Genomic DNA, 3,647 nt, shown 5'->3' with positions numbered 1-3,647 from the left:
GCGGGTACCACATCGCTGCGCGATGTGCAAGCGGGGCGGTCGCTGCGCTCCCGCTGGCCCGCGCGATGCGCGGGCCCGTCTCTTCGCTGCGCTTCGGGACGGTGTGGGGCCGGCCGCTGCGCGCCCGGCGGGCCGTGCGGTGCGCGGCCGGGCGGCTGGAGGTCTGACGGTGCGGCTAGTGGGGCTTGGGGTAGGGGAGTTGGGGAGTGCTCCGCACTCCTGGGCGGGTCCGCTGCGCTCCCCCGCCTGACGGTCCTTCCGGCTGCGCCTCCAGAACCGTCGGGGCCCGCTAGCGCGGGCCGGGCTGGCTACGGGAGGCGCTCGTTCGTGTCGGGTTCCAGTGTAGCGCGCGCATCAGGCTGATGCAGCATGTACCGTTGGCGAAAACACAGGACACCCCCCAAACCACCGGGGCGCGGCACGGTTTTTGATAGACGGTCAGCCCCCGTATTGACTCCACCGACCTACGCGAGGAATTCCAGGTTGGGAAGCTGCGGACCCGAGCCACAGAACGGGACCTCGGATATCGGGAAGTCGGAATTCTGGCGTGCGGAGGTACCGAAGCCGAACGGCCCCCAGGGCCGGGCGGCGGAACCACCCACCGGCACCGGCCACGCTTCCTCGCTTTTGAGCGTCACGGCCGGTACCACCCGAGACTCAGAGCCGCTGCTGTTGTCCACGACCCGCAGCAGACCGACGGGGCCGCACGTGAAGCCGCGCGCGCCACGACGGGGTCCGATTGGCGGGTTCTGATGCTGCTGCTGATGGGCCGATCCCACGGCGTGGCGGTGCTTGATCACGGAGGGGAGAACCGGTACCACGCGCGCGCACGCTCTAGAGGCAAGAGCCGCGCGTTTCCGCAGGTCAGAGAGTCGAGTTCGGAAAGATATGTCAGTCCTGGACTGACATATCTCGGTCGCGACGTCAGCCGATCCTGACCGATCAACATCGTTTCGTGGCAGTAGTGCCACGAAACGATGCGCGGTGTGTCAGTGGGGGTTCGGGACCCGATCCGGGAGCGGAGGTCAGTCCAGGACTGACGTACGGGTGACTTTCGTGTCGGCGCTGCCGCGTTTTGGTGGCACTACTGCCACGGTTCTCCGCTATGGTTCTGGCACTACAACGATCAAGGAGGCAGCGACCCCATGAGCTCAGGGCCCCTGGACGGCAGCGCAGCGCCGAAGCTGCCCGGCGCCCCGTCCCGTCGTCGGCGGCGCCCGAAGCCGCCGCCCACCGCCTACAACCGGCCCTCCGGCTCCACCATCGAGCTGCCCGCCGGCCACGCTGCCCAGGTCTTCCCGGTCGGCTCCAGCACGGGGTTTATCGGCGAGGCGTTCTCTATGGACAGCCTGGAGTTCATGCGCTGGGCTGCCGTCCGCTACGACGACGACCGGTTCGTGCTCGTGGTGCTGTTCCACCTGATGGGCTCGCAGAAGCCCGGCGGCCTGATCGAGGCCAAGCACGAGGACGTTGCCGAGGCCCTCGGGTACAGCCGGCCTCACATCAGCCGCGTCTTCAACGTCCTGGAGGCCGACGGCGCGCTGCGCAGGCTCCAGCGGGGCCTCTACCAGCTCAACCCGGCCGCGTCGCTCAGGGGCGGGCTCAGGGAGCCGCAGAAGGGCGAGAAGAAGCGCTCCAAGGCGGGTATGAGCGACAGGGTGGAGCAGCTGGACCTGCTGCGCGAGATCATGGAGGACCCGGACGCGCCCGACGCGTTCCGGGCGATGGCCGCTCCCGGCGCGAAACTGGAAGTGCGCAAGGAGTCGGATGGGGAAGGGAAGGCCACGTCATGACGTCCGTTGCCGAGGAATGGGTTCCGCGCCGCAACGTGCTGTGGGGCAGCTTCAACGGTCTCGCGTACGTACCGCGGCTGCCTCCCACCGCCTACACCCTGCTGCTGCACATGATGACCGAGCAGGAGCCCGGAGGCCTGGTCGTCGCCACGCACGACGAACTCGCGACCGGCCTCGCAATGGAGCGCGGCATGATCAGCCGCGCCATGCCGCACCTGGTCGCCGCCCGGCTCATCACCGTGGTCCGCCGCGGGCGCTTCCAGCTCCACCCGATGATCGCCGCGTTCAACGACCCCCGCGAGCAGCAACGAGCCGTCAAGGCCCTGCCCCAGGACATGCGACTGGACGCCGGCGACTTCGAAGACGAGTACGAGCGCCGCTTCCAGCTCCACCTGGACGAGAAAGCACGCAAGGCTGAAGCCAAGGCCAAGGGCAACGTCACGCCCATCACCAAGACGACCCGCCTCAAGCGCGTCCACTGACCCGGCCGCCCGCCCGGCCGGGCAACACGGCGCTGCACCCCAGGTGCAGCGCCGTTCTCGTGCCCGGCGCAGCACACCGTCCCCCTCCAGGAGCAAGAGAGGGCCACGGGTCGGCGGCGGTGAAGAATGTGCAGGCCTGCAGCGCAGCAGGCTGGCCTTGCTGCACGAGCAGCACCGGTGCGCCGAGCGGGCCGTGCGAATACTGCGCTACGAGCGGGCACGGGCGAGGAACACGGCCAGCGCGTCGGCGGCGTCGGGTTCGGTGGTGGCGAGCCGGGCCACGAACGCCATCTGACCGACGTCGGCGCCAGGGACCAGGCGGGCGAGTTCGGCGAGCAGCGCGGCGTGCGCGAGGACTGGCGGGGTGAGAAGGCCGGCGGCCTCGCGGGCGGCGGGGTCGCGGTAGTGCCCGCGGTGGGCGGCCAGGGCGTGGGCGAGCCAGGCGTCGACGTCGGCCTGGACGTACCCGCCGGCTCGCCGGGTGAGTTCGTCCCGGGCGGCTTCGTCGCCGTCGCGGGGCTCGGTCTGCTCCAGGGTGCCGAGCTCGCGCAGCGCCTGGAGCTCATCGGCGCAGGCTGCGATCCGTGCGGCCTCGCGGTGCTCGGCTTCCCGGGCGGCGGCGGCCGCGGCTTCGGCGGCGAGCTCGGCCCGGACGACGTCGTCGGTGTCCGGGTCGTAGACGGTGCCCGGTGCCGCGGCGGCGAGCAGCTGGGCGAGGCGCTTCCACTCCGCAAGCTCCGCCGGGCCGCGGAAGTCGTCGGCCAGGTTCTCGTGCCTGGAGTCCTGCCGCGCGTGGAACCGGGCGTCCTCGAGGGCCGCCGCGACGGCGTCGGCGTCCATTCCCTTCGCCCGTCGCCGTACGACGCGGCGGCCGATGCGGGCGGGGTCGGCCGGCTCCCAGGGCGCGGCGACGTGCGGGGCGAGCGGACGGCGCGCAGTGCGCCGGGGCGGCCAGGGCGTGGTCATCATCGGCCTCGTATTCGTGGTGCGGGATTTAGGCGGGCCGCCGCCAGAGCGCTGTACGGCGGCCCGTGAGTACGGTTTATAGCAGGCTCAGAATTTCGATGTCTCAGAATTCGAACTCTATGATCCTGACGTCCGTAAAATCTGCGCGCAGATCCTGCGCCCGGGTGCCCCAATCCGTGAAATACGACTCGGTGATGGCCTCCGCGACGATCGGATGCAGATCCTCCTCCGTCGCTCCGGCTTCCTGAAGCTCCAGGATCTGCTCCGCGTAGGTGGGTGAGATCGGGTGGGGATGCAGGGCGGCGTCGTTCAGGCGGTGTGTCCGGGCTGGTAGCGCTTCAGGAACTGGGACAGGACCGCGGGGTGGTCGCCGGGGCTGACGCGGAGGCAGGCACGACTCCCGGTG

General features: G+C 70.4%; 4 protein-coding genes. 2 read left to right on the top strand and 2 right to left on the bottom strand.

Features of this window, described 5'->3' with window-relative positions; genetic code table 11:
- Nucleotides 1-464 precede the first annotated feature (464 nt).
- Nucleotides 465-800 (bottom strand): hypothetical protein, encoded by a 336-nt coding sequence (locus tag AC2CJA_RS25310; RefSeq protein ID WP_484604995.1) that lies wholly within the window; start codon nt 798-800, stop codon nt 465-467.
- A gap of 345 nt (nt 801-1,145) precedes the next feature.
- Here AC2CJA_RS25310 and AC2CJA_RS25305 point away from each other — a divergent pair, with 345 nt between their 5' ends.
- On the top strand, nt 1,146-1,793 hold the full coding sequence (locus AC2CJA_RS25305; RefSeq protein WP_484604994.1) for a helix-turn-helix domain-containing protein: 648 nt from the start codon (nt 1,146-1,148) through the stop codon (nt 1,791-1,793).
- Nucleotides 1,790-2,275 (top strand): hypothetical protein, encoded by a 486-nt coding sequence (locus tag AC2CJA_RS25300; RefSeq protein ID WP_484604993.1) that lies wholly within the window; start codon nt 1,790-1,792, stop codon nt 2,273-2,275. Before AC2CJA_RS25305 ends, AC2CJA_RS25300 begins: the two co-directional genes overlap by 4 nt.
- A 207-nt stretch (nt 2,276-2,482) precedes the next feature.
- Here the strand turns inward: AC2CJA_RS25300 and AC2CJA_RS25295 are convergent, their stop codons facing one another.
- Nucleotides 2,483-3,241, bottom strand: a complete 759-nt coding sequence (locus tag AC2CJA_RS25295) for a hypothetical protein (protein ID WP_484604992.1) — start codon at nt 3,239-3,241, stop codon at nt 2,483-2,485.
- Nucleotides 3,242-3,647 lie beyond the last annotated feature (406 nt).

The organism is Streptomyces sp. ATLC9 (assembly GCF_057196705.1).
Note: the sequence above shows the minus strand (reverse complement) of the source record. Positions and strands in the feature narration are given on the sequence as shown.